The 25,789-nt window shown below is 63.4% G+C and carries 21 protein-coding genes; 17 read left to right on the top strand and 4 right to left on the bottom strand.

All coding sequences use genetic code 11. The features are described 5' to 3' along the window. Positions 1 to 9 precede the first annotated feature (9 nt). The 10 genes from ACUCCZ_RS05105 (at position 10) to ACUCCZ_RS05060 (ending at position 10,544) form a co-directional block, all read left to right on the top strand. On the top strand, positions 10 to 804 hold the full coding sequence (locus ACUCCZ_RS05105; RefSeq protein ID WP_435916545.1) for a YebC/PmpR family DNA-binding transcriptional regulator: 795 nt from the start codon (positions 10 to 12) through the stop codon (positions 802 to 804). Positions 805 to 845: 41 nt separating this feature from the next. After that, positions 846 to 1,391 carry a crossover junction endodeoxyribonuclease RuvC gene (gene ruvC, locus ACUCCZ_RS05100; RefSeq protein WP_435916544.1) on the top strand — a complete coding sequence of 182 codons (546 nt, stop codon included), beginning with the start codon at positions 846 to 848 and terminating at the stop codon, positions 1,389 to 1,391. Then, entirely contained in the window at positions 1,388 to 1,993 is a 606-nt protein-coding gene (gene ruvA / locus ACUCCZ_RS05095; protein WP_435916543.1) for a Holliday junction branch migration protein RuvA, read from the top strand. Before ruvC ends, ruvA begins: the two co-directional genes overlap by 4 nt. Positions 1,994 to 2,046: 53 nt before the next feature. After that, positions 2,047 to 3,069, top strand: a complete 1,023-nt coding sequence (gene ruvB, locus ACUCCZ_RS05090; RefSeq protein WP_435916542.1) for a Holliday junction branch migration DNA helicase RuvB — start codon at positions 2,047 to 2,049, stop codon at positions 3,067 to 3,069. A 61-nt stretch (positions 3,070 to 3,130) separates the two neighbouring features. Next, positions 3,131 to 3,568, top strand: coding sequence for a preprotein translocase subunit YajC (gene yajC, locus ACUCCZ_RS05085; protein WP_435916541.1), 438 nt, complete (start codon positions 3,131 to 3,133; stop codon positions 3,566 to 3,568). A gap of 72 nt (positions 3,569 to 3,640) precedes the next feature. Then, on the top strand, positions 3,641 to 5,293 hold the full coding sequence (secD, locus tag ACUCCZ_RS05080; protein WP_435917004.1) for a protein translocase subunit SecD: 1,653 nt from the start codon (positions 3,641 to 3,643) through the stop codon (positions 5,291 to 5,293). Then, the gene (secF, locus tag ACUCCZ_RS05075; protein ID WP_435916540.1) at positions 5,286 to 6,455 is read left to right on the top strand and encodes a protein translocase subunit SecF; all 1,170 of its coding nucleotides are present in this window, start codon (positions 5,286 to 5,288) and stop codon (positions 6,453 to 6,455) included. The genes secD and secF overlap by 8 nt, the downstream gene beginning before the upstream one ends. Continuing rightward, positions 6,452 to 6,985, top strand: a complete 534-nt coding sequence (locus ACUCCZ_RS05070) for an adenine phosphoribosyltransferase (RefSeq protein ID WP_435916539.1) — start codon at positions 6,452 to 6,454, stop codon at positions 6,983 to 6,985. Before secF ends, ACUCCZ_RS05070 begins: the two co-directional genes overlap by 4 nt. Before the next feature lie 2 nt (positions 6,986 to 6,987). Continuing rightward, positions 6,988 to 8,082 carry a potassium channel family protein gene (locus tag ACUCCZ_RS05065; RefSeq protein ID WP_435916538.1) on the top strand — a complete coding sequence of 365 codons (1,095 nt, stop codon included), beginning with the start codon at positions 6,988 to 6,990 and terminating at the stop codon, positions 8,080 to 8,082. A gap of 140 nt (positions 8,083 to 8,222) precedes the next feature. Beyond that, the gene (locus ACUCCZ_RS05060; protein ID WP_435916537.1) at positions 8,223 to 10,544 is read left to right on the top strand and encodes a RelA/SpoT family protein; all 2,322 of its coding nucleotides are present in this window, start codon (positions 8,223 to 8,225) and stop codon (positions 10,542 to 10,544) included. 53 nt (positions 10,545 to 10,597) lie between these two features. Here ACUCCZ_RS05060 and ACUCCZ_RS05055 read toward each other — a convergent pair whose 3' ends face one another. Beyond that, on the bottom strand, positions 10,598 to 11,842 hold the full coding sequence (locus ACUCCZ_RS05055) for a DUF349 domain-containing protein (RefSeq protein WP_435916536.1): 1,245 nt from the start codon (positions 11,840 to 11,842) through the stop codon (positions 10,598 to 10,600). Positions 11,843 to 11,872: 30 nt separating this feature from the next. Between ACUCCZ_RS05055 and ACUCCZ_RS05050 the strand changes: the two genes are divergently transcribed. After that, positions 11,873 to 12,544, top strand: coding sequence for an MBL fold metallo-hydrolase (locus tag ACUCCZ_RS05050; RefSeq protein ID WP_435916535.1), 672 nt, complete (start codon positions 11,873 to 11,875; stop codon positions 12,542 to 12,544). Positions 12,545 to 12,671: 127 nt separating this feature from the next. Further along, the gene (gene hisS, locus ACUCCZ_RS05045; RefSeq protein ID WP_435916534.1) at positions 12,672 to 14,036 is read left to right on the top strand and encodes a histidine--tRNA ligase; all 1,365 of its coding nucleotides are present in this window, start codon (positions 12,672 to 12,674) and stop codon (positions 14,034 to 14,036) included. 71 nt (positions 14,037 to 14,107) lie between these two features. Here hisS and ACUCCZ_RS05040 read toward each other — a convergent pair whose 3' ends face one another. From ACUCCZ_RS05040 to ACUCCZ_RS05030, 3 genes are read right to left on the bottom strand one after another with little or no spacing between them, the layout of a single operon-like run. Next, the gene (locus ACUCCZ_RS05040; RefSeq protein ID WP_435916533.1) at positions 14,108 to 14,800 is read right to left on the bottom strand and encodes a DUF998 domain-containing protein; all 693 of its coding nucleotides are present in this window, start codon (positions 14,798 to 14,800) and stop codon (positions 14,108 to 14,110) included. Further along, positions 14,784 to 15,353, bottom strand: a complete 570-nt coding sequence (locus ACUCCZ_RS05035; protein WP_036975979.1) for a GNAT family N-acetyltransferase — start codon at positions 15,351 to 15,353, stop codon at positions 14,784 to 14,786. Before ACUCCZ_RS05035 ends, ACUCCZ_RS05040 begins: the two co-directional genes overlap by 17 nt. Positions 15,354 to 15,385: 32 nt before the next feature. Next, a complete protein-coding gene (locus tag ACUCCZ_RS05030; protein WP_435916532.1) occupies positions 15,386 to 19,822 on the bottom strand; it encodes an acyl-CoA dehydratase activase-related protein in 4,437 nt (1,478 codons plus the stop codon). Between the two features lie 84 nt (positions 19,823 to 19,906). On the opposite strand from ACUCCZ_RS05030, the gene ACUCCZ_RS05025 reads away from it, so the two are divergent. The 5 genes from ACUCCZ_RS05025 to ACUCCZ_RS05005 all read left to right on the top strand — a co-directional run bounded on the left by ACUCCZ_RS05025 (position 19,907) and on the right by ACUCCZ_RS05005 (position 25,717). Beyond that, positions 19,907 to 20,560 (top strand): TetR/AcrR family transcriptional regulator, encoded by a 654-nt coding sequence (locus ACUCCZ_RS05025; protein ID WP_445439669.1) that lies wholly within the window; start codon positions 19,907 to 19,909, stop codon positions 20,558 to 20,560. A 122-nt stretch (positions 20,561 to 20,682) separates the two neighbouring features. Next, on the top strand, positions 20,683 to 21,753 hold the full coding sequence (locus ACUCCZ_RS05020) for a glycosyltransferase family 1 protein (RefSeq protein WP_435916531.1): 1,071 nt from the start codon (positions 20,683 to 20,685) through the stop codon (positions 21,751 to 21,753). Positions 21,754 to 21,936: 183 nt separating this feature from the next. Continuing rightward, positions 21,937 to 23,760 carry an aspartate--tRNA ligase gene (gene aspS, locus ACUCCZ_RS05015; protein WP_435916530.1) on the top strand — a complete coding sequence of 608 codons (1,824 nt, stop codon included), beginning with the start codon at positions 21,937 to 21,939 and terminating at the stop codon, positions 23,758 to 23,760. 107 nt (positions 23,761 to 23,867) lie between these two features. Beyond that, the gene (locus ACUCCZ_RS05010) at positions 23,868 to 25,259 is read left to right on the top strand and encodes a replication-associated recombination protein A (protein WP_435916529.1); all 1,392 of its coding nucleotides are present in this window, start codon (positions 23,868 to 23,870) and stop codon (positions 25,257 to 25,259) included. Beyond that, positions 25,256 to 25,717 (top strand): DUF948 domain-containing protein, encoded by a 462-nt coding sequence (locus ACUCCZ_RS05005; protein ID WP_435916528.1) that lies wholly within the window; start codon positions 25,256 to 25,258, stop codon positions 25,715 to 25,717. The genes ACUCCZ_RS05010 and ACUCCZ_RS05005 overlap by 4 nt, the downstream gene beginning before the upstream one ends. The last annotated feature ends 72 nt before the right edge of the window (positions 25,718 to 25,789 follow it).

The following is a 25,789-nucleotide window of genomic DNA, read 5'->3' as shown; positions in this document are numbered from 1 at the left end:
ACACCGTTCATGAGCGGTCACTCCAAGTGGGCCACCACCAAGCACAAGAAGGCGGCAATCGACGCCAAGCGCGGCAAGTTGTTCGCCCGCCTGATCAAGAACATCGAGGTGGCGGCACGGCTCGGCGGTGGAGACCCGTCGGGCAACCCGACCCTCTACGACGCCATTCAGAAGGCGAAGAAGAACTCGGTCCCCAACGACAACATCACCCGCGCCGTCAAGCGTGGATCCGGTGAGGGTGCCGACGCCGTCAACTACGAGACCATCATGTACGAGGCCTATGGCCCTGCCGGTGTCGCCATCCTCATCGAGTGCCTGACCGACAACCGTAACCGTGCCGTCTCCGACGTTCGTGTCGCCGTCACCCGCAATGGTGGCACCATGGCCGACGGTGGTTCGGTGCAGCGTCTGTTCCAGCGCAAGGGCGTCGTGGCGGTCTCGAAGACCTACGAGGTCGAGGAGGGACGCAAGACCGAGACCCGTGAGGTGGACGAGGACCAGCTCATGGAGGCCACCATGGACGCCGAGCCCGAGGACATCGTCGACGAGGGCGACGTCTTCGAGATTGTCTCCGACCCCAACGCCGTCGTTGACGTCCGCAAGGCCGTCCAGGACGCCGGCATCGACTACGATTCGGCCGAGGTCTCCTTCAAACCGGACTTCACCCAGCCCGTCGAGCTCGACGATGCTCGCAAGCTCTACAAGATCCTGGATGCCCTCGAGGACCTTGACGACGTCCAGAACGTCTTCTCCAACGCTGACATCCCCGCCGAGGTTGCTGCGGCTCTCGACGAGGACGAGTGATCATCCCAGAGTCGACCCCCAACTCGCTTGTCAGGCGGGTCATGGGGGTCGACCCCGGTTTGACTCGATGCGGGGTTGGGGTCGTCGAAGGCGGCGCCGGCGTCCCGTTGAAGCTCATTGCCGTCGGTGTCATTCGTACTCCTGCGGATCTGGATCACGCCCATCGCCTCCTGCGCATACATGATGGGTTGGAGGAATGGCGCGACCGCACCCGTCCTGACGCCATCGCCGTCGAGCGGGTGTTTGCCCAGCACAACCGCAACACCGTCACCGGTACCGCCCAGGCCGCAGGCATGGCGATGATGATTGCTGCTCGCCACGGCCTGCCGGTTGCCCTGCACACCCCGAGCGAGGTCAAGGCGGCCATCTCTGGTTCGGGGCGTGCTGACAAGGCGCAGGTGGGTCTCATGGTTGCGCGGGTGCTGCGGTTGTCAGCCCCACCGAAACCGGCTGACGCCGCCGACGCCGTGGCCCTGGCGATCTGTCATCTGTGGCGGGGCGGAGCCACCAATCGCATCGAAGCTGCCATGGCAGCCCAACGTCGTAGCCGTCCGGCACCTCGTTCCTGGAAGGATCTTGCCCGGTGATCTCCCATCTTTCCGGCACTGTGAGCGCGGCCGGCCCTACCTGGGTCGTCCTCGACAACCACGGAATTGGCGTCAAGGTGCTGTGCCCCCCAGCCACGGCTGCGAGTGCACGTGTCGACCAGACGATGACGTTGCAGACCTCCCTCGTCGTCCGCGAGGACTCACTGAACCTCTACGGTTTCGTCGAGGCTGACGATCGGGACGCCTTCGAGCTCGTTCAGACGGCGTCCGGGGTCGGTCCCAAACTCGCCGCGGCGATCATGAGTGTGCTGGACGCCAACCAGCTCGCGTCGGCCATCAGCGCCGAAGATGAGGCGACGCTGTGCCGCGTGCCGGGTATTGGCCGCAAAGGGGCAGCGAAGATGATCCTCGAGCTCAAGGACAAGATGACAGCTCTCGCTCCTGCCGGGTCCACCCCTGCCGGTGCGGGCCAGCCGGTGGCACCGTGGCGAGAGCAGGTTGCTGATGGTCTCATCGGTCTGGGGTGGTCGGAGAAGGATGCTGACAAGGCTGTTGAGGAGGTGGCTGCTCTCAAGGAGGCTGATCCCTCGACGACGATCGGCGCCCTCATGCGTGCGGCCCTGCGCAGTCTGGCTCGTTGAGATGTCGGACCCCTCTGGCACACTGACTGACGTCGTCAGGAAGGAGAACCTCGGTGGAGCATTCGCCCGTCGATCCTTGGGCCGAGCCTCCTGAGAAGGCCGAAGAGGCTGCTTTGCGTCCTGGCGCACTGGCGGAGTTCGAGGGACAACAGCGCGTCGCCGACCAGCTGGGACTTGTCCTGGCCGCGTCGAAGTCACGCGGGACGACCCCTGACCACGTCTTGTTGTCCGGGCCCCCAGGGCTTGGCAAGACCACCTTGGCCATGATTATCGCGGCTGAGATGTCGGCCCCGATTCGCATCTCCTCCGGCCCCGCCATTCAGCATGCGGGGGATTTGGCTGCGATCCTGTCCTCCCTGGTTCCCGGTGAGGTGTTCTTCCTTGACGAGATTCACCGGATGTCCAAACCTGCCGAGGAGATGCTTTACCTGGCGATGGAGGACTTCCGAGTCGACGTCGTCGTGGGCAAAGGCCCTGGTGCCACTGCGATCCCGATTGACATTCCACCGTTCACCCTTGTCGGGGCGACGACACGGGCAGGCCTGCTTCCCGGGCCGCTGCGGGACCGATTCGGCTTCACCGCTCAACTCGACTACTACCAGGTGGCTGACTTGGAGCGGATCGTGACTCGCTCCTCGGGGGTCATCGGAGTCGACCTGGCTGAGGGGACTGCCCAGGCCATCGCCTCCCGATCTCGCGGCACACCTCGTATTGCCAACCGACTGTTGCGCCGCGTCCGTGACTGGGCCGACGTCAATGACGAGTCCCCCGTCACACCGAAGGGGGCGGAGACGGCTCTGGATCTCTATGAGGTAGATCCGCTCGGCCTCGACCGTCTCGACCGTGCCGTGCTCAACGCCGTCTGCCTCAAATTTGGGGGCGGGCCGGTCGGCTTGTCCACCCTCGCCATCAGTGTGGCGGAGGAGCCTCAGACCATTGAGGAGGTCGCAGAACCCTTCCTCGTCCGGCTGGGCTTCCTCATGCGCACCCCTCGGGGTCGAGTTGCCACCGACAGGGCATGGCGCCACCTCGGTCTTGAACCACCTTCCAACAGCACCGGCGGCGGCCTGTTCTGACCATGTTCACCGCACCGGGGTAGCATGACCTCGGTCACTCCCCATAGACAAGGAACTCCCCATGCTTCTTCTCGCCAGCCCGCTTGGCGGTCTCATGCCGATCTTGATCCTCTTCATCGTGCTCATCGGATTCACCGTGTGGCAGGGCAAGAAGCAGGTCAAGAAGCAGCAGGAGGAGCGAGCCCAGCTCGAGTCGAACCTGCAGGAGGGCACCCGGGTCGTGCTCAACAGTGGTCTTTTCGTGACGATCACCCACTTGGGTGACAAGCAGGCCGTCGTAGAGCTCGCCCCTGGCGTCGAGGTCAGCGTCCTCAAGCAGGCTATCGTTCGACCTGCTGGTGACGAGGAGGAATTCGCCTTCGCTGACGACGTCGCGGAACAGACCGCTCCTGTCAGCAACGAGGCCCTCGCCGCAGATTCGGCGATTGACACTCCGCCCGAGACCTCGGCTATCGACCCCACCGTCGCTGCAGACAATGACGAGCAGCCCCGGGCCTGACATTCACCGAGACCAAGGAATCTTTTCGACGTGGCAACGAAAAAGCGGACACACCATCCAGGCAGAACTCTGGTGATCTTCCTGGTGGTCATCATCGTCATGTACGTGCTCATGGGAGTTACGCGTACGTGGTCACCCAAACTTGGCCTGGACCTCAGGGGCGGTACGTCGGTCACCCTGACGGCCAAGACGGAGGACGGCAAGGCTCCCACCCCGACGAGCCTCGAGCAGGCGCGCCTGATCATTCAGCAGCGCGTCAACTCCTTGGGCGTCGGTGAATCTTCGGTAAAGACGATGGGTGATCGCAACATCGTCGTCTCGGCCCCGAACGTCGAGAGTTCCAAGCTCGTCGAAATGGTCGGCCAGACCGCTCAGCTCGGATTCCGCATGGTCTACGCCGAGGAGCCTGCGGGTGAGAAGGGCCCGACTCCGGGGCCTTCACGGCCTTCGGCCCTCCCCACAGCCGATCCGAAGGCCAAGGCATCGTCACCTGCCTCTGCCAGCTCGAAGCCTGGCGCCAAGGACAGCGGTCCGAAGTACAACGAGAAGGATCCGACCTCTGCAGCCAAGTTGGTCAAGGATGCCGAGAAGTGGAAGCCGTCCCCGGAAGACATGAAGGCTTTCCAAGAGTTCAAGTGCACCAAGTCCGTCGACTCCCCACCGAACAAGGCCCTGGTGACCTGTGACCGCGAGGGCAAGGTCAAGTACCTGCTCTCCCCGGTCGCCATCACGGGAACCCAGGTCGAGAGTGCCGACTCCGGGATCCCACAGGGCCAGCTGTCCTACGTGGTCAGCCTGAAGTTCAATTCGATCGGTACGAACTCCTTCAGTGAGGCGACCACCTTCCTGTGCTCGCGCCAGAGCCCCCAGAACCAGTTCGCCGTCGTCCTGGATGGCGAGGTCATCTCCTCCCCGCAGCTGGATGGCAGTAAGGGAGCCTCCTGCCCGATCAATGGTGGTCAGGCCGAGATTTCCGGTCATTTCACCCAGGACAGTGCTGCTGACCTGGCCAACGTCCTCAAGTACGGCGCCCTGCCGCTGTCTTTCGACATCTCCAGCGTCGACAACGTTTCGCCGACCCTTGGTGGCGAACAGCTGCGCGCCGGGATCATCGCCGGCATCATTGGCCTGATCCTGGTTGCCGCTTACTGCCTGCTGTACTACCGAGGCCTTGGCTTGGTGGCCATCGCCTCCTTGCTCATCGCTGGTGTCACGACCTACGCGGCCATGGTGCTGCTGGGCGAGGCCGTCGGATTCACGCTTTCCCTGGCTGGTATTGCTGGCGCGATCGTCGCCATCGGTGTGACGGCTGACTCCTTCATCGTCTACTTCGAACGCATCAGAGACGAGATCCGAGATGGACGGACTCTGCGTACCGCCCTTCAGACTGGCTGGAGGAAAGCCCGCGGCACGATCCTGATGGCTGATGGGGTCTCCCTGTTGTCCGCCATCGTGCTGTTCGTGCTCTCGATCGACCAGGTGAAGGGATTCGCCTTCACCCTGGGTCTGACGACGTTCATTGACCTCGTCATCTGCTTCTTCTTCACCCATCCCGTCGTCACTGTGCTGGGGCATACCAAGTTCTGGGGCCAAGGGCGACGCGGTTCCGGTCTTGAGGCTGAGCACATGGGTGTCACGGAAGCTCAACTGCTCGGTCGGCGAAGCAGGCGATCCACCCCGCGGGGCAAGCGCACCATCGAGACGGAGGAGGCCAGACATGACTGACGACGAGAATGCCATGACCTCGTCCGTCGCCTTGAAGCGCTACGAGGAGAAGGGCAAGAAGCACAAGCATGGTTTCACCCATGCCCTGTACACGGGTGAGATTTCCTACGGCTTTATCCAGCGCCGCAAGCTCTGGTACGCGATCTCGATCATCGTCATCGCGATTTCGCTGCTTGGCCTGTTGGTGCGAGGCCTGAACCTTGGTATCGAGTTCAAGGGCGGCGTGCAGTTCCGTTCTCCTGCCCACGTCGCAACCTCGACCGTTGATGACGTCCGCAAGTCAGTGCTGTCCTCCGGCGTCCCGGACATGGACTCCACCGAGGTCGTCAGTCTCGGCTCGGATGCCGTCCAGGTGCAGACCAGGGCACTCGACAACGACGAGACCACCAAGGTCCAGGGGGCCATCGCCAAGGCCACCGCCACCAAGACGGACTCCGTCACGTACTCCAAGATTGGTAGTCAGTGGGGCGAGCAGATCACCGGCAAGGCCATCAAGGCATTGGTCGTCTTCCTGGTCTTGGTGATGTTGCAGATCTGGGCCTACTTCCGTCACTGGAAGATGTCCATTGCCGCCCTGATCGCTCTTCTGCACGACCTCATCGTCACCATCGGCATATATGCGCTGATCGGTTTCACGGTGTCCCCGTCGACCGTCATCGGCGTGCTGACGATTCTGGGCTACTCCCTCTACGACACCGTCGTGGTCTTCGACAAGGTGCGCGAGAACGTCCAGGACATCGAGAAGCGCAACTACACCTTTGCGGAGGGCGCCAACCGCGCTGTCAACCAGGTGCTGGTGCGATCCATCAACACCACCATCGTCGGTGTCCTGCCGGTGGCAGCACTACTCTTCGCCGGTGCTTTCGTGCTCGGCTCCGGACCTCTGGAGGACCTCGGTCTGGCCCTCTTCGTCGGCATGATCGTCGGTGCCTATTCCTCGATCTTCATCGCCACCCCGGTGTTCACCCAGCTGCGTGAGAATGAGCCGGCCATGAAGGAACACACCGCTCGTATCCTGCGTCGACGTGAGCGTGCTGCTCACAAGGATCCTCAGGTGACGGCGCAGACCGTCGCCGCCGAAGGCCCTGGTGACGTCACGTCCATGACTGGGAGCGAGCGCCACCAGCCGCGTCGCTCCACTCGGTCCGAGAGGAAGAAATGACTTACGGTACTGACCTCATCACTGGCCTGATTCGGGATGTTCCGGACTTCCCGGAGCCCGGGGTGACCTTCAAGGACATCACCCCTCTGTTGGCGAACGCCAACGGGTACGCCACCGCGATCTCCGAACTCGTCGATGCCGCTCCGCGCGGGGTAGACGTCGTTGTCGGCATGGAGGCTCGTGGATTCATGTTCGCCGGGCCGGTGGCCCTGTCCTTGGGCGCCGGTTTCGTCCCGGTGCGCAAGCCCGGAAAGCTCCCAGGTGACGTCTACTCCCAGTCCTTCGTGCTGGAGTACGGTTCGGCCACCCTCACCGTCCGTCAGGACGCCATTCAGCCCGGCTCGAAGGTGCTCATCGTTGACGACATCCTCGCGACGGCAGGAACGGTCGGTGCCACGGCATCCCTGGTGGACAAGCTCGGAGGAGAGCTCGTCGGTGTGTCGGTGCTCATGGAGCTGTCTGCCCTCGAGGGCCGTGAGAAGCTCGACCGCGCCGGTGTCGGTCCGGTCAACGCCGTGATTACGGTCTGATCGTGGTGTCGGAATCAATGGAGTCCTCGAGCCGTCGCACCATCTTTGAGCAGTCGGCCCTGGTCAAGCTTCCGTTCAAGACCACCAAGCCCTTTCGAGAACTGGTCAAGCGGTTGGTCTGGTCAGCGATTCTGCTGTTGGCCAGTACCTTGATCGTCTGGGTCGACCGGGACTCCTATGTTGATTCCACCGCTGGTGACGGCGTCTCCTTGATCGACGCCTTCTACTACTCGACGGTCACCGTGACCACGACTGGTTACGGTGACATCACCCCGGTCGCGCCTCATGCACGACTCATCAACGCCTTCATCATCACCCCGTTGCGCATCACCTTCCTGGTGCTGTTGGTCGGTACCACCCTCGAGATGTTGGCCAACGAGGGGCGACGCGGACTGCTTGACAGTGCTTGGAGGAAGCGCATGAGGAACCACACCGTCGTCATTGGATACGGCACGAAAGGGCGCAGTGCCGTCAACACCCTGCGCAGCCATGATGTTCCCGTGGAGAAGATCGTCGTCATCGACAACCGTCCCTCCGCGGTAGCCGAGGCCAACCGGTCAGGCCTGGCTGCTTTCGAAGGCGACGCGACGAGGCGAGACTTGCTGAGACGAGCGGAGATCAGCAAGGCGCGCGAGGTCGTCATCACCCTCAACCGGGATGACTCGGCCATCCTCACCACACTGACGGTGCGACAGCTCAATCCGCGTTGCCACATCGTCGTCTCCGGCAGGGAGGACGAGAACCTTCCGCTGCTGCGTGAGTCCGGGGCCGACGCCGTCGTCACCTCCGCCGATGCGGTGGGCCGTCTGCTCGGTCTGTCCTCGGTCAACCCGCACGTCGGCACCGTCGTTGACGACCTGCTGTCCAGCTCGAAGGGCATGGAGGTCGTCCAGCGGATGGTCTCCAAGACGGAGATCGGCGCACGTCCGGCCGACATCCAGAACGAGCGGCTCCTGGCTGTCATCCGCAATGACGTGCTGCGCAACTTTTACGACCCGTCGATCGGTCAGTTACAGGCCGGTGACGTCATCGTCGTCGTGCGGAAGGCGGTTCCCCGCGCCGCCGACACCCAGACCGAGTCTGGTCTGGTCCGCTGAAAGCGGCAGATACTCCCACGCCAGAAGGCCCATTCAGCTGTCAGCACGGGTGTGACTGCTCACATCTCGTCGCACTCAGCTGACATCAAGGGGATCAATCCCACTAGAATGGAGGGTCCAACTTGCCAGGAGGTGCCCCGATGGCCGACGACAGCGTCTACGGTCCGTACGGATCGGGCAAGGGAACCTTGGGCAAGCCGAAGGCTGACCAGCAGCGTCCCCAGCCCCGGATGAGGATGCGTGAGCGCATCGTCCGCTGGGGGACCCCGAAGCCGCCGGGATCGCCCCAGAGCGTCACGGATCCGCTCATCTCCGTAGTCCTGGCCAATCACCCGAAGGCTGACACCGCTGTCATCGAGCGGGCGTACCGCACGGCTGAGCATTATCACCGTGGGCAGACCCGCAAGTCGGGCGACCCCTACATCACCCATCCCCTCGCGGTGACGATGATCCTGGCCGAACTCGGCATGGACGAGCAGACGCTGTGCGCCGGTCTGCTCCACGACACCGTCGAGGACACGTCGTACACCCGCGAGCAGCTGACGGCAGATTTCGGCGAGGACGTAGCTCTTCTCGTCGACGGGGTGACGAAACTCGACAAGGTCCAGTACGGGGACTCGGCGAAGGCCGAGACCATCCGCAAGATGGTCATCGCGATGAGCCGCGACATCCGAGTGCTGGTCATCAAGCTTGCCGATCGGCTGCACAACATGAGGACCTTGGGGTTCCTGCGGCCGGACAAGCAGAACCGTATTGCCAAGGAGACCCTCGAGATCTTCGCGCCGCTGGCTCATCGCCTCGGCATGAATGCCATCAAGTGGGAACTGGAGGACCTGTGCTTCTCCACCCTCAACCCCAAGCTCTACGACGAGATCGTCCACATGGTGGCCGAGCGGGCCCCGCAGCGGGAGGCTCAGCTCAAGGAGGTCATCGCGATCGTCCGTCAGGACCTCGACGAGGCCGCCATCAGGGCAACCGTCTACGGTCGACCGAAGCACTACTACTCGATCTACCAGAAGATGGTCGTGCGCGGTCGGGACTTTTCCGACATCTACGACCTCATCGGCCTGCGTGTCCTCGTCGACACCCCGCGCGACTGTTATGCCGCACTGGGCGTCATGCACGTGCGATGGAACCCCCTTCCGGGTCGGTTCAAGGACTACATCGCAATGCCGAAGTACAACATGTACCAGTCTCTGCACACCACCGTGCTGGGGCCCGGTGGGCAGCCGGTGGAGTTACAGATCCGTACTCACGAGATGCACAGGCGTGCGGAGTACGGTGTCGCGGCCCACTGGAAGTACAAGGAGAACCCCAACGCCGTCGGCAAGGGGATTCAGCCGGACGGCACCGACCTGTCCTGGGTGCAGTCGCTCAACCAGTGGTCCAAGGAGGAGTCCGACCCGGGCGAGTTCCTGGACTCGCTGCGCTTCGAGATCAACTCGTCGGAGGTCTACGTCTTCACTCCGAAGGGTGACGTCATGGGCCTTCCCCAGGACGCTACCCCGGTCGACTTCGCCTATGCTGTTCACACCGAGGTCGGTCACCACTGTATCGGCGCCCGTATCAACGGCAAGCTCGTCACCCTGGACACCAAGCTGACCAACGGCGACGTCGTTGACGTCCTCACCTCGAATGCCCCTGATGCCGGTCCTAGTCGCGACTGGCTGGGGTTCATCGCCTCTCCGCGTGCCCGTTCCAAGATCAAGTCCTACTTCACCAAAGAGCGTCGAGAGGAGTCGATCGAGGCCGGAAAGGACGCCATCGCCAAGCAGCTGCGTCAGGCTGGTGTGCCGCTGCAGTCCTTGCTCACGGTGGAGTACCTCACGGCAGTGGCCGACGACCTCCGGATCTCCGGCATCAACGCGTTGTACGCTGCGGTGGGGGAGCACAACGTCAGCGCCCAGTCGGTGGTCGAGAAGCTCGTTGCCCTCGGCGGTGGCCCGGAGGAGACGACAGCTGAGGGCGAGGAAGAGCTCGCAGTGGGCCTCAAGGCTCCTCGTCATCGTAGCAGCGAGACCGGGATTATCGTTGACGGCGATCCCGACATGCTCGTCAAACTGGCCCGATGCTGCACCCCGCTGCCCGGTGACGCGATCATGGGCTTCGTCACTCGTAACGACGGTGTCTCGGTGCACCGTACGGACTGTTCGAACGCCAAGGACCTCCTCGAGCGCCCCGAGCGAATCGTACCGGTCTCGTGGTCGGAGAACCCGCAGGAGGGCTACCAGGTCACCATTCAGATCGAGGGCCTTGACCGTGCTGGCCTGCTGCTGGACACCTCGCGCGTCCTCGCTGAACAGGGAGTCAGCCTCATCTCTGCCAACATGAGCGCCTCCAAGACCCATCTGGCTCGGCTACGGCTCACCTTCGAGGCCCCCGACCCGACTCATCTCAAGCACCTCATCGAGTCCATCCGGCGGATCTCGGGGGTCTATGACGTCTTCCGTGTGAAGTCCTGAGCCTTGGCCCCATCCCGGTAATACCCCGACCATGTGATGGGGGTGCGTCGTCATCAGGCGCTGAACTCGTCAAGGGCCTTCTGGGCCTCGTCCAACCAGGTCTGGTAGGTCTTGATCGACTCGCGGGCCTTGTCGGCATCCTTGGTCCGACCAGCGGCCTCAGCTTTCTCAGCCTCGGCATTCAGCTTGTCGATTTGTGCGCTGAACATGTCGACGGTGGCGCGGGCGCGCTCGCGAGTCTGCGGATCGGTGCGCTTCCACTCGGCTTCCTCAGCAGAGTGGACCTGACGCTCCAAGTCACGGACTCGGGCGTCAATGCGCTTCATGGCGTCACGAGGAACTCGACCGGCCTCATTGAACTGCTCGAGGAAGCCGCGGAGCTTGGCCTTGGCCTCCTCGATGTCCTCGACGGGCAGGATGTCCTTTTCAGCCTCGTCAAGGAGCTTCTCCTTGATTTGCTGGTTCCCACGGTATTCCTCGTCCTGTTGGCTCTGGGCGGCAGAACGGGCACCGAAGAACGTGTCCTGGATGGCGCGGAACTCCTTCCAGAGTTTGTCATCGACATCGCGGGGAGCCGGCCCGGCAGCCTTCCAACGGTTCATGAGGTCGCGGAACCGGCGAGAGGTCTCCCCCCAAGCCGTTGAATCGGCGAGCGGACGAGCCTCCTCAATGATCTGCTCCTTGAGCACACGCGCCTTCTCACGCAGGTGATTCTGCTCGGCCATGTGCTGCTTGCGGCGACGGGTGAAGGCAGTGCGAGCTCTGGAGAAGCGGTGCCACAGTTCGTCGTCGGTGGTCTTGTCGATACGGGGAAGACGACGCCACTCCTCGAGCAGGTCGCGGAACTTGCCTATGCCTCCGCGCCAATCGGTACCAGCAGCGATGGCCTCCGCCTTGGCAACCATCTCCTCCTTGGCCTGCCTTGCGCGGGCCTTGGCCTCGGCCCTCTCCTCCCTGTGGGTCTCGGCCTTGGCGTTGATGGTGGGGCTGAGAGCCTCCACACGAGCTACGAGCGCTTCCAGGTCGCCGACGGCGTTGGCCTCACGGATGGAGGTGACGAGTTTGCCTGAGGCCGACCGGGCTTCCTCCGGTGAGGCGGTCCCGGAGCTCACTCGTGACTCCAGCAGCGACACCTCGGTCTCGAGGGCATGATAGCGGCGCACGAAGAATTCAAGGGCTTCCTCGCTGGTGGAGTCCGGCACCTGGCCGACCGGCCTCTCCCCGTCACCGGTTCGGACGTAAACGGTGCCGTCATCATCGACGCGGCCGAAGGACTGCGGAGGTTGTGCGTGACTCATGGTTCTATCTTGCCCGATAAAGTGGCGAACGTGTTCATTGCGTCATTTGTCACGGGTCCCTTTCAGGCCAATTGCTACCTCCTGGCGCGCGAACCAGGGTCTGACTGCGTCGTTGTCGACCCAGGGATGGGTGCTGAGGAATTCCTCGGCGAGGCTCTCAAGACCCACCATCTGACCCCGGTCGCGGTTGCGCTGACCCACGGTCACATCGACCACGTCGGCTCGGCGCGCCAGACCGGCGACGAGTACGGCATCCCCGTGCTGTGTCCTCGAGACGACCGGCATCTCCTCACCGACCCGATGGCAGCCCTGTCCGACTTCGCCCGTCCGCTCATCGAGCAGTGGTATGGGTCGACCACCTTGCGCGAGCCTGAGGATGTTCTCGACGTCGAGCCATTTTCACATCACGAGTACGCCGACCTCGATCTGGAGTTCCTGCATGCTCCGGGGCACACTCCCGGATGTTCGATGATCCGCATGATTGACGCGGAGTTCGGCCCGATCGTCATGTCAGGTGACGTCATCTTCGCAGGGTCCATCGGTCGCACCGACATGCCCGGGGCAGACCCGGCACAGATGTCGCGCAGCTTGTCCGACGTCGTCTGGCCCCTGGACGACTCCACACATCTCCTGCCCGGGCATGGCGGACCGACGACGATGGCCCAGGAACGGATCTCCAACGTGTTCCTCGATCGCCGGTAGGCCTCACCCCAATGTCGCCGCGCAGCCTCACCTCGTTGTGGCCAATGAACCCGGTCGCCCTCGGGGTGGCAGAATGACCCCTGCGGGTAACCCGCCCAGATACTCAACTCGTCGAAGGATTCCTTCCATGGCCCGTCTCAAGCCCCTGTCCGGTTTTCCCGAGTTCCTGCCCTCAGGACAGATGGTGGAGAACCATGTGACCCGGATCCTTGAGGAGACCTTCGAGCTTCATGGTTTCGCGCCGATCCACACCCGTGCCGTCGAGCCCATGGGGCAGCTCACCCGTAAGGGGGAGATCGACAAGGAGGTCTACGTCGTCGATCGGCTGCACGCCGACCCGCACGACTCGCGCTCCGAGAAGGACCGTCTGGGCCTGCACTTCGATCTCACCGTGCCCTTCGCCCGCTACGTGTTGGAGAATGCGGGGCACCTGCACTTCCCGTTCCGCCGCTACCAGATCCAGAAGGTGTGGCGTGGTGAGCGGCCACAGGAGGGCCGATACCGCGAGTTCACCCAGGCCGACATCGACATCGTCGGCGACCAGACCCTCTCCGAACACCACGACATCGAGACCCCGCTGGTGATGCTGTCGGCCCTGGAGCGTCTGCACACCGAGCTGGGCTTCCCGACCGTCACCATGCACGTCAACAACCGCAAGCTCTCCGAGGGGTTCTACCGCGGGCTGGGTATCGAGGATCACATGGCCGTCCTGCAGCGGGTCGACAAGTACGACAAAATCGGTCCGGACGCGGTACGTGAACTCCTCACCGACGAGCTCGGCCTGTCCGACGAGGTCGCCGGCAAATGTGTCGCCCTGGCCTCCGTCCAGTCCGCCGATGACTCCTTCATCGCCAAGGTACGCGACCTCGGTGTGTCCAACGACATGCTCGAGGAGGGGCTGGATTCCCTCAACCGGGTCGTCATCGCCGTCAACAAGGTCGTGCCCGGACGCATGGTCGCGGACCTCAAGATCGCTCGCGGCCTGGACTACTACACCGGCACCGTCTACGAGACCGAGCTGAGCGGCCACGAGTCGATGGGATCGGTGTGCTCGGGTGGGCGCTACGAGTCCCTGGCCTCCGACGGCAAGCACGTCTACCCGGGCGTGGGAATCTCGCTCGGCCTCACCCGTCTGCTAGCCCCGATCATCTCGCGCGGCGAGCTGACGTCCTCTCGTTCCGTCCCCTCGGCGGTTCTCGTGGCCGTCAACACCGAGGGGGATCGTGCCAGCTCGGAGGCCATCGCTCACGCGCTGCGCTCCCGCGGTATCCCCTGCGAGGTCGCCCCCAGGGCTGACAAGTTCGGCAAGCAGATCAAACATGCCGATCGTCGCGGTATCCCCTTCGTGTGGTTCCCGGGTGCTGAGCACAGCGACCGCCGCGACCCTGACACCGTCAAGGACATTCGCTCCGGTGACCAGGTCGAGGCTGACGCCACGAGCTGGAACCCGCCGGCCAAGGATCTTCATCCCGGCGTCGTCGGCTCCTGGTGAGTGACACGAACAACGGGCTTCACCGACGAAGGGTTCCCGGTGGACAACCGGGAGCCTTCGTACGTGAAACCTCAGTGCGTGGCGGAGCGTCGCATGGACCGCGCGGTGAGGATGTCATCGGCCGCCAGCGTCAGCCACCACAGGGTCCCCAGGGCCAGGCTGAATCGCTGCCAGATCCCGGTGTAATCCATCGGAGTGCCGTCGAACCAGTCCATCGCCCCGATGCCATTGAGCAGGGTGAAGACGACCCACGCCCATGCCACCACCAGACCGAAGGTGCGGAATCTCGTCATGGTGGAGTTGAGCAGCAGGATCGGGAGGGCAAAACCGATGACGACGATCGTCGAGGTCCCGATGTGGATGAAGTGACTCCAACTCACGTGCCCGGCCTCCTGAGCAGCCAGGCAGGCCTTGGAACGGTTGGGGGAGCAATCCATCGTCACCAAGGCGTCAAGAACGCTGAAGACCCCGCCAGCGACGAATCCGATACCCGACCACCCCTGACGTTCGAGGGGACGACGACCAGCCCAGGCGAGAGTGACCAGGCCTGCCAGACACAGCGACGTGCCCATGATGACATCGGTGGTCTGGAAGAGGTAACGCCACGGTTGGTCACGGGCGGAGTACTCCGAGACGAAGGCATGCAACTGGCTCATCGCAGGGTTGAGAATGCCCGCGAAGGCCCAGGTTAGGGCGGTCAAGGACGCGAGGATGAGGAAGGCGGCGCGCCAGCATCGAAGCGTCACCTCACGACGATCGGGCACGTTGCTGGCCTCTCCATTCGCTGCGCAGCAGGCCATGATACAGGGCATCTCGTGGGCCTTGCGCGCCGACCAGGCACGCCCGTCGCAACCCCTCAGTGACCATTCCCGCCTTGTCCATCACCTTCCCGGAAGCGATATTGGCTGGGTCGTGGCTGGCCTCGACCTTGTTGACCCCAACGACATCGAACAAGTACGCCATGACGGCTTTCAGAGTCTCGGTCGCATAACCGTGATTCCACCAGCGGGCACCAAAACAGTAACCCACCTCGGCGAGTTCGACTTGCGGCTCCCAATGGACGACCGCGGTCTGGCCGATGATGACGTCGTCGAGCCATATCGCCCAGTTGAAACTGGCTGGATCATCATAGCCCTGAACCCAACCGGTCAATAGTGATCGCGTTGCATTGACATGTGGGTGTGGCGGCCACGTCACAAAACGGGTGACCTCGGTATCACTGGCCCAGTTGTCATACATTTGCTGGGCATCGTCAACAGACCATTGCCGGAGCACTAACCGATCAGTTCGGATCGGGCGGGTGCCAACCAGTTTCATGACGTTGACACTAGCACTGCTCCAAAGGCCCCTCACGAGCGTGAAGACAGCTCCATCACTGGTGTCCCGGTGATGAAATCTTGGCGCGACGCTGTCTGCGGTGAGGTTGGGATGTCCTCGTCAGGCTCTGGACGCACTGCCTGGTTCGCATCGAGCTCCTCGGCACCATTGCGGTCCCGCGCGGTAGCTGCCATCAACTTGATGCGGTTGAGCTGGTTGACCTGAGAGGCGCCGGGGTCGTAGTCCACCGACACCACATTGGCATGCGGGAACTGACGGCGGATCTCTCGGAAGATACCGCGACCGGTGACGTGGTTCGGCAGGCAGGCGAACGGCTGGACGACGGCGATGTTCGGCACGCCCTCGCGGATCATGTCGACCATCTCACCGACGAGGTACCAACCCTCGCCAGCCTGGTTGCCGAGCTGGACGATGCGTTGGGCGTCCTCCATCAGCTCTGTGATCGGGGTCGGGACCTCGAACCGGGTCGACTTCCTCAGCGCCGTGGTCACCGGTTTCTGATACTGCATCAGTAGACTACGGAAGGCCTTCTTGAGGTGACGGCTCCACTTGTCAGTACCGAAGGTCTTGTAGTTGTAGTCGCCCGCGGACAAACAGTTGTAGACGAACCACATCAGACCTGGCAGGACGGCCTCGCAGTCCTCGGACTCGATGGTGTCGACGATGTGGTTGTTGGCGTCCGGGTGGAACTGCACCAAGATCTCGCCGAGGACACCGACGCGAGGTTTGCGCGGGCCATCGACGAGTTCGAGGTGCTCGAAGCCGTCGACGATGCCGTTGATGATCGCCTTGTAGGAGGTGCGCCGTCCCCAGGTCTTGGAATGTCCGCCATCCAGGAAGTGCTCCCTGGCGATGGCCGTCCAGTGATGCATGAGCTCGTCAGCTGAACCCGGAACCGCCTCGTAAGGTCGGGTACGCAAGTGGACCTTCTGCAGCAGGTCCCCGATCGTGATGGCCTGAACCATGCGGTGAATCAGGGGAGCGGTGAGGGAGAAGCCCGGGTTGTCCTCGACACCCTGCAGGGAAGCCGCGATGACCGGGATGCTTCCGAATCCGGCATCCTTGAGGGCCTTGCGCAACAGACCTATGTAGTTCGTGGCACGGCACATGCCGCCGGTCTGGGTCAGGAAGAGGGTGGTGTGGTCCAGGTCGTACTTGCCCGACCTCAGCGCCGAGACGAGCTGACCAATGACGACGATGGCGGGGAAGCAGGCATCGTTGTTGACCACCGACAGACCGAAGTCGATGTTCTCTCGGGAAGCTTGCTCCAACACCTCGACGTTGTAACCGGACGCGCGCAGTGCTGCTTCGGCGACCGAGGTCTGGTACGGGGCGAGCTGGGGCACCAGGATGGTGTGGGTCGCCTTCATGTCCTTGGTGAAGGGGACCCGGTCGTCGGAAAGCGGATGGGTCACCAGCTTGCGATCGTGGCCGGCGCGTTCCTTCGCCGCGGCCTGCAGGGAGCGCATCCGAATACGGGCTGCACCCAGGTTCGATACCTCGTCAATCTTGAGAGTGGTGTAGATGCGGTCACGCGCTGCCAGGATCTCGCGCACCTGGTCGGTGGTGATGGCGTCCAGTCCGCAACCGAAGGAGTTGAGCTGGACGAGCTCGAGATCGGGGCGGGAGCCCACGAAGGCGGCTGCCTGGTAGAGGCGGGAGTGGAACATCCACTGGTCACGCACACGCAGCGGACGCTCTAGCAGGTCAGACCCAAGATGGGCCACGGAGTCCTCGGTGAGGACCGCCATGCCCAGGGAATTCACCATCTCGGGAATGCCGTGGTGAATCTCGGGATCGACGTGATAAGGGCGTCCTGCCAGCACGATGCCGGGAACGTTGTGCTCAGCCATGTAGGCCAAGGCGTCCTCGCCCATCTTGCGGACGTCGTCATGAAAGGCCTTGTCCTCCTCGAGCCCCTCGGTAACGGCTTGACGGGCCTCCTCGACGGTCACCCCGTCCTCGGTGAAGATCTCCGCCAGTCGTTCGGCGAGCTTGTCCGGGTTGGCCAGGGACAGGAAGGGGGAGATGAGCTCGATGTCCTTCTCACGCAGGCTCTCGACATTGGCACGGATGACCTCGGGGTAGGAGGCCACGACCGGACAGTTGAAGTGGGCGTCGGCATCGGTCACGCTGGTCTGCTCGAAGCGGATGCATGGGTCAAAGATGCGATTGACGCCGCGCTCCACGAGATCTTCGACGTGGCCGTTGTTGAGTTTGGCGGGGTAGCAGATGTTTTCGCTGGCGATGGATTCCATGCCCTTCTCGAACAGGGCGTGGGAGGAGCGTCCCGAGATCATGACGCGGTAGCCCAGGGCCGAAAGAGTCGTGAACCAGAACGGGTAGTTTTCATACATGTTGAGGGCACGAGGTAGGCCCAGGTCGCCGCGGAAGGCCTTCTTGGCAGTGAGGCGTCGGTAGCTGAAGAGTCTCTTGTACTTGGCCTCGAAGACGTTGGGCAGTTCGGACTTCGGCAGCTTGGCCATTTTGCGGTTGTCGACCTCGGCGCCGCGGTCGCACCTGTTTCCGGAGACGAAGACCCGTCCGTCCGAGAAGGTGGCGATGGTGCGCTGGCAGTGGTTCTGACACAGGGTGCAGTCGTCGCGGTAGGTCTCGACGGCAAATCCGTCCAGCTCGGCGCGGCCGCGAAGACCATCAGAGGTGGTGGGCTCACCTGCGTGGAAGCGGGCACGGGCCGTCAGCGCCGCGCCGTAAGCACCCATGAGTCCGGCTTCGGCAGGACGGACGACCTCACGACCGGTGAGCTTCTCGAAGGCTCGCAGCACGGCATTGTTGAGGAAGGTGCCGCCCTGGACGACGACCTTGTCACCCAGCTGGGACGGATCGGTCAGCTTGATGACCTTGTACAGGGCGTTGCGGACCACGGAATAGGACAGTCCGGCAGCGATGTCGGCGGGGGAGGCACCCTCCTTCTGGGCCTGTTTGACCGAGGAATTCATGAAGACGGTGCAGCGGCTGCCCAGGTCGACGGGATGCTGGGCCATCAGGCTCATGTCGGCGAAGGACTGGATGTCGGTGTCCATCCCGGCGGCGAAAGTCTGGAGGAAGGATCCACATCCCGACGAGCAGGCCTCATTGACGGAAATGGAGTCAATGACCTTGTCGACGACGCGCAGGTATTTCATGTCCTGGCCACCGATGTCGATGATGGCGGTGACGCCGGGAAGCAGGTGGTCGGCGGCCCGGTAGTGAGCCATGGTCTCCACCTCACCGTCCTCGGCACCCAGGGCAGCCTTGACGAGCCCTTCGCCGTAACCGGTGGTGCAGGTACGAGCGATGGTCGCCTCGGCGGGCATGGTGTCGTAGAGATCGGCAAGGATCTGCACCGCTGCGCTCACCGGGTCGCCCTCGTTGGAGGCGTAATGGGAGGTGACGATGTTGAGTGATTCGTCGAGCAGGACCGACTTGATCGTCGTCGAACCGGCGTCAATACCGAGGAAGAGGTTGCCGCGGGCGTCATGCAGTGGCATATGGGGGAGTTTGGCCTGGGAGTGACGCGTGGTGAACTCGGCCAGTTCCTCGTCATTCCTGAACAGCGGCGGCATCGACTGGGAGATGCCTTTCTGAGTGCGGGCGTGACGGGAACGCTCGGCGGTTTCGGCGAGGTCGACGGGCTCCGAGGCCGACGTCAGGGCGGCGCCCATGGCCACGTAGAGCTGGGCGCGCTCCGGGGTGATGTACTCGTCGACCTTGCCGTCCAGTACTCGCGCGAAGGCGTTTCGCAGGGTCGGCATGAAATGCAACGGGCCTCCGAGGAAGATGACCTTGCCACGGATGGGACGACCACAGGCCAGACCGGCGATGCACTGGGTGGCAACGGCCTGCATGACCGACGCCGCAAGGTCCTCATGACGCGCACCCTCGTTGATGAGGGGCTGGAGGTCAGACTTGGCGAACACACCACAGCGCGACGCAATGGGATGGATGGTGTGGGCTCGCGATGCCAGGTCGTTGAGTCCCGGGGTATCGGTGTGGAGCAGGGTGGCCATCTGGTCGATGAAGGCGCCGGTACCACCGGCGCACGAACCGTTCATGCGCTGCTCGGGGACCGGCTTGAGGTAGGTGATCTTGGCATCCTCACCGCCGAGTTCCAGGAGGACGTCGGCGTCCGGGTTCCAGTGCTGGACAGCAGCAGTCTCGGCCATGACCTCCTGGATGAAGGTGAGGTCCAGGGCCTCAGCGGTTCCCAGACCTGCCGATCCGGTGACGGTTGCGCGCACCTTGGCGCCCGGAAGCGCCTCAACGGCGTCGCCGAGCAGTGACGCCATGGCTCCGGTGATGTCGGCATGGTGGCGTCTGTAGTCCTCGAAGACAATGTTCTCGTCGGGGTCGAGGACGACGGCCTTGATCGTCGTCGATCCGACGTCAAGGCCCATCCTGAGATCCTGGTCGGCCAGTGGAACCGCATTGCCATGATGTGCGTCCATGCCCCCATTTCATCACCGTGGAAATCACGCCGCAGCCACCGGGGTCCCGTTTTTCGGGAGATGTCGGGAGAGTACGGTCGTGCCATGTCTGTCCGGCGTCAGTCACAGTGCACTCGATCGCCTCGCCGTGGTCCGCGTGGCGAGGCCGGAGCAGCCCGCGCATCGATTCTGGCGGCTGCCAGGGCTCTCTTCCTGGCCGGGGATTTCCAGTCGGTGAGTCTGCGAGCCATTGCTCGCGAGGCCGGGGTGGACACCTCTCTGGTGAGCTATTACTTCGGCTCCAAACAGGCTCTTTACAACGAAGCAATGTCCCTGCCAAACGGACCACACCGAATCATTGCTGACGTCTGTTCCCACACAGACCCGGATCACCTGGGTGAGGCGCTGGTGAAGGCCTTCATCGACGCCTGGGATGGTCACCTCGGCCTGGGCGGACCAGATCCGCAGATGCAGGGGGTGGTTCAGGCGCTCCTCACCCAACCTGACGCCTTCGACACAGTGCGTGAGTTCTACACCGACCAGATCCTGGCCCCCGTCGTCGAGCTCTTGGCTCCCCGGTTCGGGGAGGAGGAGGCCGGGGTCCGTGCCTCGCTGGGACTGTCGCATGTGTTGGGAATCTTCACGGCTCGTTACGTCGTCGGACTGCAATCCCTGGCAAGCCTCTCCGCCTCGGAACTCATTGCTCGAGAGGCTCCGACCCTGCAGAAGACCCTGACTGGTTCGGCTCCCAGGGAATAACACATCCTGGTGATCCTCGGGACGTTTAGCGGCCCACCACTGTGCCACGGCCGGCGATAGAGTGATACCCACAAGCTTGGCGCACAGCCGCGCCTCCGCCCACGGACAACGGGAGATGACCAATGACCATCGCAATCAAGATGGGTTTCCTCGATGGTGGCCCCATCGTTGACGACCAAGGTCGACTTGTCGGACGAGGAGGAGGGACCGCGCTGGTCGAGCGACTTCTCAAGATGTACCCGGGAGCTGTCGTCGTCGACCACGAGGATCGCCAGTGTGACGGTTTCGAGGCCAAGGCACTGACCAGCCTTGACCCGCTGGAGACACTCGTCATCAATCTTGACGTCATCGACTCGGTCGGCGTGTTCCAGACGATGCACCGTGAGGGTGCTGAGCCGAAGATCCTCAATCTGCAGTGGCTGCCCCCGTCCCATTACCACCACAAGGTGAACTTCGCGGCCATGGGGCTGTCCTACGCTCTCTTCCCGACCCTGTGCTCCGGTGAGCGCACCGCCGGCGAGGTGGCCGAGTTGGTCCGTCGCTGGACGATCTCCCCGCTGGCCCATCAGGCTCGGATCGCCTGGATCCAGCCTGGCATTCGTGACGATCTCGTCCGCGAGCACGTCGATCCCGACGTACCGACCGTCCTCTACCCGGCCATCCACCTCACCGACAACAAGCAGCCGAAGGTCTTCCTCGACGTCATGAATCGCGTCGCCTCTGAGATGGACGTGCGCATGGAGGTTCGCCTGAGCCAGCGCGATCTCGCCAGCGTCATGGCCATGAAGATGTCCTCGCCCAAGTGGGCCTCGGTCGGTCCGCTGTTCGGTCAGCGCGAGGAATACTGGGAGGCCCTGGCGCGTATGACGGCATTCCTCGCCACTGCGAAGAATGAGGCCTACGGCTTCGAGTATCTCGAGGCCCTGGTCGCTGGCGCGATCGGTGTCTTCCCGGATGCTGCTTGGGCCCGCAAGACCGTTCCTGAGGACTACCCGTACTTCTATCGCACCACTGACGAGGCGGTGTCGATGCTGAAGGATGTGTTGCGCGATCCCGAGACGGCCCGAAACGCCATCAATGACGCTGCCGGCGGCTCGCTGCGCGAGTGGATCCTCGCCAACAACGAGCGTTCCGGTGGTAACGAGGCCATCCGCAAGCAGATCGAGGAGTGGTTCCCCGAGATCGAGGCCTGATCCCTGCCTCGGACGATGATTGAGCCCCGTGGCGTTTTGACCGCTACGGGGCTCTTCTCATGTGGTGACGTGAGGCATGTCCCTCAGGTGGAGCGTTCCGGATGACGGCTGAGGTGGCCGCCGGTATGCTGGCTCGCGGCCCGTACCGTCTATACGTGGCCTGCGACAACGGAAGGATGAAACGTGCTGCGAACCCATGACGCCGGAAGCCTGCGAGCCAGCGACATCGGCAAGGAGGTGACTCTCGCCGGATGGGTTGGGCACCGACGCGACCATGGCGGCGTTGCCTTCATCGATCTTCGCGACGCATCCGGTCTGGCCCAGGTCGTCATCCGTGACGAGATCCTGGAGTCCTCCGGCGCCCATGATCTGCGCAACGAGTACTGCATCAAGGTGACTGGTGTCGTCGAGGCTCGTCCGGAGGGCAATGCCAACCCGAACCTTCCCACCGGCGAGATCGAGGTCGCCATCTCCGAGCTCGAGGTTCTCAACCCCTCGGCCCCGTTGCCCTTCCAGATCGACGAGCACGTCACCGTCGGTGAGGACGCCCGTCTCAAGTACCGCTACCTGGACCTGCGGCGTCCACGTCAGCACGAGGCCCTGGTGCTGCGCTCCAAGGTGACTCACGCCATTCGTGAGGTTCTCGACCGTCACAACTTCTATGACATCGAGACCCCGACCCTGACCCGTTCCACTCCTGAGGGTGCCCGTGACTTCCTGGTGCCGGCCCGTCTTGCCCCCGGGTGCTGGTACGCCCTGCCGCAGAGCCCCCAGCTGTTCAAGCAGCTGCTCATGGTGTCGGGTATGGAGCGCTACTACCAGATCGCACGTTGCTACCGCGACGAGGACTTCCGAGCTGACCGTCAGCCCGAGTTCACCCAGCTCGACGTCGAGATGAGCTTCGTCGACCAGGATGACGTCATCTCCCTGGCGGAGGAGACCATGGCGGCCTGCTGGAAGATCATTGGCGTCGACATGCCGACCCCGTTGCCGCGCATCACCTGGCACGAGGCGATGGACCGTTACGGCTCCGACAAGCCTGATCTTCGTTTCGGCAACAAGATCACCGAGGTCACTGACTTCTTCGCCAACACCCCGTTCCGCGTCTTCCAGGCTCCCTACGTGGGCGCCGTCGTCATGCCTGGTGGAGCCTCGCTACCGCGTCGCCAGTTCGACGCTTGGCAGGAGTGGGCTCGTACCCGAGGCGCTAAGGGCCTGGCCTACATCACCATCTCCGACGAGGGTGTGCCTGGCGGTCCGGTCGCCAAGAACATCTCGGAGGAGGAGAAGGCTGGTATCGCCGAGAAGGTCGGTGCCAGGCCCGGTGACGCCATCTTCTTCGCCGCTGGACCGAAGACCTCCTCCCAGGAGCTGCTCGGTGCGGCCCGTCTGGAGATCGGTCGTCGTTGTGAACTCTTCGATCCCTCCGACTGGGCCTTCTGCTGGGTGGTCGACGCCCCGCTGTTCAAGCCGACCAAGGAGGCCGAGGCCTCTGGCGACGTCGCGGTCGGTGACGGTGCCTGGACTGCTGTCCACCACGCTTTCACCAGCCCGACCCCTGAGTGCATGGACACCTTCGATACCGATCCGGGTTCGGCCCTCGCCTACGCCTACGACTTCGTCGTCAATGGCAATGAGGTCGGCGGTGGATCCATCCGTATCCATCGTCGTGATGTCCAGGAGCGCGTCTTCAACGTCATGGGCATTGGTCCGGAGGAGGCCCAGGAGAAGTTCGGTTTCCTCCTCGACGCCTTCAAGTTCGGTGCTCCGCCGCATGGTGGCATCGCCTTCGGCCTGGACCGTCTGGTCATGCTGCTCGGCAGCTTCGAGACCATCCGGGACGTCATCGCCTTCCCGAAGACCGGCAACGGCTATGACCCGTTGACGGCCGCTCCGGCTCCCATCACCCCGGCTCAGCGTCGTGAGGCTGGGGTGGACGCCAAGCCGAAGAAGAAGGCCGAGTCCCCCGAGGGGCAGAAGGACGACGCAGAGAAGTCCAAGAAGTGACGATTCCGAGCTGACGACGGGCGGCGACTGATGCGTACGGTCGTCGCCCGTTCCTCATGTTGAGCGTCGTTGGACGTCGGGGTGTCGCAGCGCGGCGATATGGTGCCATGGTGAGTGAGGATCTCTTCGGCAACGTCGGGCCGGCACAGCCCGACGCGACCAGTGGCGGGTCCCTGGACACTCCCAACCCTGACGCGCCACTGGCCGTTCGACTGCGCCCCCGCACGATTGACGAGATCGTCGGTCAGCAACACCTGTTGACCCCCGGGTCGCCGTTGCGTCGGCTGGCTGAGGGCACCGGGGCCATGAGCGTCTTCCTGTGGGGCCCTCCGGGGGTCGGCAAGACGACGATTGCCTCTGTGGTGTCCCACGCCACGAACCGACGATTCGTGGAGATCTCGGCCGTGACCGCCGGAGTCAAGGATGTCCGACGGGAACTCGACACCGCTCGTCGTCAGCTGGCGCTGGGAAAGCCGACCGTCCTCTTCGTCGACGAGGTGCACCGGTTCTCCAAGGCCCAGCAGGACGTGCTCCTGCCCGCAGTCGAGAACCGGACCGTGACCCTCATCGCCGCCACCACGGAGAATCCATCCTTCTCGGTCATCTCCCCGCTGCTGTCCCGATCCCTGCTGCTGACCCTGAAACCCCTCACCGAGGCTGATGTCTCCTCCCTCATCGACCGTGCACTGAGTGATCCGCGCGGTCTGCGCACCGACTCGGACGGGCTCTACGCCCTTGACGACGATGCCCGAGCCGACCTGTTGCAGCTGGCGGGGGGAGACGCCCGACGAGCCCTGACCTATCTCGAGGAGGCCGCCGCCGGAGCGGGCACGGCTGGAACTGACATCATCACCAGTCAGATCGTCTCGACGGCTGTGGATCGCGCTGCGGTGCGGTACGACCGTGACGGTGATCAGCACTACGACGTCATCAGTGCCTTCATCAAGTCGGTACGTGGTTCGGACGTCGACGCAGCCTTGCACTATCTGGCCCGGATGATCGAGGCGGGGGAGGATCCCCGGTTCATCGGCCGCCGTCTGGTGATCTTGGCCAGCGAGGACATCGGCATGGCCGCCCCGAGCGTGCTACAAACCTGTGTCGCCGCAGCCCAGGCCGTTCAACTCATCGGTATGCCCGAGGCCCGCCTCAACCTGGCCCAGGCGACCATTGCAGCGGCCACCGCCCCGAAGTCCAACGCCGTCATCACCGCCATCGACGGGGCACTGTCCGACGTCCGCGCCGGTAAGGGAGGAGAGGTGCCTGCCCATTTGCGGGACGCGCACTATTCATCCGCCCACGACCTCGGTCACGGGGTCGGATACCGTTACGCTCACAACTTTCCGCACGGGGTGGCAGAACAGCAGTATCTTCCTGACGACATCGCCTCGACGCGGTATTACCACCCGACCGACCACGGCAATGAGGCTGCCATCTCACAACGTCTGAGCCAGATACGGATGCTGCTCGGACGAGATACCACCGAGGAGAAGAAGTCATGACCCTGGGTCAGATCGCCGGACTCATCGCTGCTCTCGCGGCGGTGGTGCTCGTCGCGCTGTGTGCCGTTCCCCTGCTGAAACTTGGTGGCGTCCTGGATGAGGTGCGCAGGACGGTCCGCGACGTGGATGAGTCGACGGTGCCGATCTTGGAAGAACTCAAGGGAACGGTCGTCATCACCAATGGTGAGATCTCGAAGCTTGACCAGGTCATCGAGGACATTCACACCATTTCCGAGCACGGCACCGTCGTCACCGGTCAGGCTGCTGAACTCGCTCAAACCTTCACCCAGACGGTCGGGACGCCGATGGTGAAGGCCGCTGCTTTTGGTGAGGGAGTGCGACGCACGATTCGTCGTCCCAGGCGTCGCAACCATCCCTCCCAGGTCGAGAACGAGACAGCTCCCGCTGAGGTGAGTCATGGTGCGTCAGCAGCTGAGGACCTCGACGACGAGAACTGATCCACAATCGGATCACCCGTCGCTCCACGATTCCCCAGCTCGACATTTTCCGCGGCGCGCTGAGATGTGGCC

This window comes from Cutibacterium nasicola, from assembly GCF_052654715.2.
This window is presented reverse-complemented; position numbering and strand designations above follow the sequence as displayed.